This is a genomic window from Okeania sp., assembly GCF_983059655.1.
Genome location: NZ_CEZPJD010000614.1, coordinates 1,354 through 4,911, shown reverse-complemented (window position 1 = coordinate 4,911; position 3,558 = coordinate 1,354). Strand labels below are relative to the sequence as shown.

Annotated in this window: 3 protein-coding genes; all 3 read right to left on the bottom strand. The window is 41.3% G+C overall.

The features are described 5' to 3' along the window. Positions 1–176 precede the first annotated feature (176 nt). The 3 genes from AC3DU7_RS25210 to AC3DU7_RS25200 all read right to left on the bottom strand — a co-directional run bounded on the left by AC3DU7_RS25210 (position 177) and on the right by AC3DU7_RS25200 (position 3,557). Positions 177–728, bottom strand: coding sequence for an NADH-quinone oxidoreductase subunit B family protein (locus tag AC3DU7_RS25210; RefSeq protein ID WP_488042034.1), 552 nt, complete (start codon positions 726–728; stop codon positions 177–179). A gap of 329 nt (positions 729–1,057) precedes the next feature. Beyond that, positions 1,058–1,774, bottom strand: a complete 717-nt coding sequence (gene hoxU / locus AC3DU7_RS25205) for a bidirectional hydrogenase complex protein HoxU (RefSeq protein WP_488042033.1) — start codon at positions 1,772–1,774, stop codon at positions 1,058–1,060. Positions 1,775–1,952: 178 nt separating this feature from the next. Next, positions 1,953–3,557, bottom strand: a complete 1,605-nt coding sequence (locus AC3DU7_RS25200) for a NuoF family protein (RefSeq protein ID WP_488042032.1) — start codon at positions 3,555–3,557, stop codon at positions 1,953–1,955. Position 3,558 lies beyond the last annotated feature (1 nt).

The window sequence follows — 3,558 nt, the reverse complement described above, 5'->3', positions numbered from 1 at the left end:
CCTGCCTCTACTTTGTTAATGAATTTATTTCTAATTACAAGTGCGGACTTTTTGCCAAAGTTGTCGATAATTCCAGATACCTAAACTTCCTTGTTTGGCATAATTTTCTGTCGGGTTAAGCGGTAGCGCAACTCAACCTACCCTAGCTGACTCCTGTCTCCTGACTCCTTCTTTTTTCACCCAAATTTAATCATTTCTCGACCTTGCATTTTCGGATTTTCACCCTTTAATAAAGGTTCTAAAGTCGCCTTAATTCTATCGGCAGAAGGCGGACATCCAGGCATGAAAATATCCACTGGAACAACCTCATGCACTGGTCGAACTTTATCAAGTAATTCTGGTACAATTCCCGGCTCATTTGGTAATTGCTTATTTTCATCTGCCAACTCTAAATAACTTCTTTCTAAAACAGGTTTCGTACCACCCAACATATTTCGCATAGCTGGCACATTGGCAGTAACAGCACAATCTCCAAAAGAAATTAACGTCTTAGTCTTTTTCCTCACCTCAAGAATTATTTCTAAATTATCCTGATTAGCAATACCTCCTTCCACCAAACAAACATCTACATTTTCTGGATATTCTTTAATATCGCTGCCCACCGGACTATAAACAACTTCAACGTGATTCGCCAGTTCAAACAACCATTCATCTAAGTCGAGAAACGACATATGACAACCAGAACATCCAGCCAACCAAACTGTGGCAAATTTTATTTTATTTGACATAATTAATACCTTTAATTAGGGAACAGTTAAACAATTAATAATTAATAATTAATAATTATTTATCCTTGAAAGATGTCACAAATAATTTCACTCCTTTAAATGTTAAATAATTTCGATAAATTACTGTAGCATCAAGTTTTGAGCTGAGAAAATATACACCACTTTGCGACTCTATGAGGTACACCCCGAAGCGGGCAAGATGCCTAAACGCAGGCAAGATGCCCACGCTACGATATTTTCACCATTTACCCTGTACATCATTTGCCGGAAATATGCTGTAACTGTTAACTGTTAACTATCGACTGATAACTGATAACTGATAACTGTATTTACCTTGTCCATTGTTTATTCTCCCTAGCATTAACCAAAAATTCCAACTTAGAGCGATCGCGCTCCATTTCAGCCACCGTTGCTCCCTTACGGAAAATTGCACCAGTTGGACAAGCATCCACACACTTACCACAAGCAGTACAAGCATCAACCTCTCCCCAAGATTGATTCAAACCTGAAACAATATAACAAGCAGCACCACGACTTCCCACATCCCAAACGTGCGCTCCCTCTATTTCATCACAAACCCGCACACAGCGAGTACATAAAATACAACGATTATGATCTATACCAAATTGCTTGTGAGATAGATCCATTCCCCGATCTGGGAAACGATAGGGAAACCGAGTATGATCCATCCCCACCTCTACTGCCATATTCTGTAACTCGCAATTCCCATTCGCAACACAAACTGCACAAACATGGTTGCCCTCAGAAAATAATAACTCCACCAACATCCGTCGATATTCTTGCAACTTCTGAGTTTGAGTCTGAATTTCCATTCCCTCAGCAACCTGAGTTACGCAAGCAGGCAATAATTTTTTTGTGCCAGAAACTTCTACCAGACATAACCGACAAGCACCAATATCCGTCACTCCCTCCAAATGACAGAGAGTAGGAATGCGAACTCCTGCTTCCTTGGCAGCTTGGAGAATAGTACTTCCCTCCTCAACTGCAATTTGATTGCCATCAATAGTTAAAGTTTTTACTGACATATTTTTCCTCCTCTATAAACTATGCCGAATAAAAAAAAGAAGAATATTGATCTTACCGATACCGAAAAATTGTGGTTGAAAGCCTCCTATTTTAAGAGGATAAAAAGAAAAATTTTCATGATTAGTCAATCAATTCCATTTTAAAGGAGAGGTAATTCTAAATTCTAAATTCTGAATTCTAAATTCTTGAAAACTCCGACTCCTGCAATAAATCTAGATATTCTTGCTTAAAATAGCGCAACGTACTCAAAACCGGATTAGGTGCAGTCATCCCCAAACCACACAAGCTAGTATCCTTCACCACATAAGACAACTCCTCCAACCTTTCTAAATCGAGAGCAGTCGCCTGTTTATTCAAAATCTTAGTCAGTAAAGCATATAACTGTACAGTGCCAGTACGACAGGGAATACATTTTCCACAAGTTTCGCCGCGACAAAATTCCATGTAAAACTGCGCTACCTCAACCATACTGGTTTCCTTATCCATAATCACCATGCCACCCGAACCCATCATCGAACCAACTTTGCTCAGAGAGTCGTAGTCTACAGGAGTGTCGAGCATTGAAACAGGAATACAACCACCGGAAGGCCCTCCTGTTTGTACCGCTTTCACTTTCCCACCAGGAACACCACCTCCCATTTCCTCAACAATTTCCCGCAGAGTTATTCCCATCGGTACTTCAATTAAACCGTTATTACGGACTTTGCCTGTGAGAGCGAATATTTTTGTACCTTTACTATTTTCAGTGCCAATACTCGCGTACCACTCTGCACCTTTTTTCAGAATAGGGGCAATATTAGCAAAGGTTTCCACGTTATTAATTAGGGTTGGATATCCCCAAAGTCCAGATTGAGCTGGATATGGCGGACGGGGTACGGGGTTGCCACGTTTACCTTCCACTGATTTGATTAGAGCTGTTTCTTCTCCACAAACAAATGCACCAGCACCGATGCGGATATCAATTTTGAAGTCAAAAGGACAGTCAAATATTTGACTACCCAAGAGTCCGTATTTTTTTGCTTGTTGAATAGCTTTTTGTAACCGTTGGATGGCGAGGGGATATTCAGCACGAACGTAAATGAAACCGTGATTTGCTCCCACAGCATAACCAGCGATCGCCATTCCTTCCAATACTAAATGGGGGTCGCTTTCTAATACACTCCGGTCCATAAATGCACCGGGGTCTCCTTCGTCACCGTTGCAGATAATATATTTCTGACCTTCTGGCATTTTGGCAACGGTTGCCCATTTTAAACCAGTGGGATAACCGCCACCACCCCTACCTCGCAAACCACTGCGAGTAATTTCCTCAATGACTTCACCGGAACTCATTTCATGTAAGGCATGGTACAAAGATTCATATCCACCGACGGCGATATATTCTTCTATGCGTTCGGGGTTAATTTTTCCTGTATGTTCCCTAACTATGCGGAGTTGTCGAGAAAAGAATGGATGTTGGGAGTCGCCCTTTGTGACTTGGGTTGTACCGCCATTGAGTGCGTCGATAATACTGGCAGCGTTTTCGGGTTCCACTTCTTCGTATAGGGTGTCATCTGGGTCTATTTGTACCAGGGGGCCGCGCCCGCAAAATCCCATGCAACCTACTCCTACTACTTCGATACGCTCTTCTAACCCTGCTGCTTTAACTGCATTTTTCATATTTTTCATTACATCTACAGAATTAGCAGCTTGACAACCTGTAGACGTACAGCAGTGAACGCGAATACTTTTTTGTCTGGTTTTTTCTGCTTCGGCAATATCGAGTAAATCTTGATAGTCCATA

Coding starts and splice junctions, on each gene's coding strand:
- hoxU (WP_488042033.1), bottom strand. CDS start 1,774: ATGTCAGTAAAAACTTTAACTATTGATGGCAATCAAATTGCAGTTGAG.
- AC3DU7_RS25200 (WP_488042032.1), bottom strand. CDS start 3,557: ATGGACTATCAAGATTTACTCGATATTGCCGAAGCAGAAAAAACCAGA.
- AC3DU7_RS25210 (WP_488042034.1), bottom strand. CDS start 728: ATGTCAAATAAAATAAAATTTGCCACAGTTTGGTTGGCTGGATGTTCT.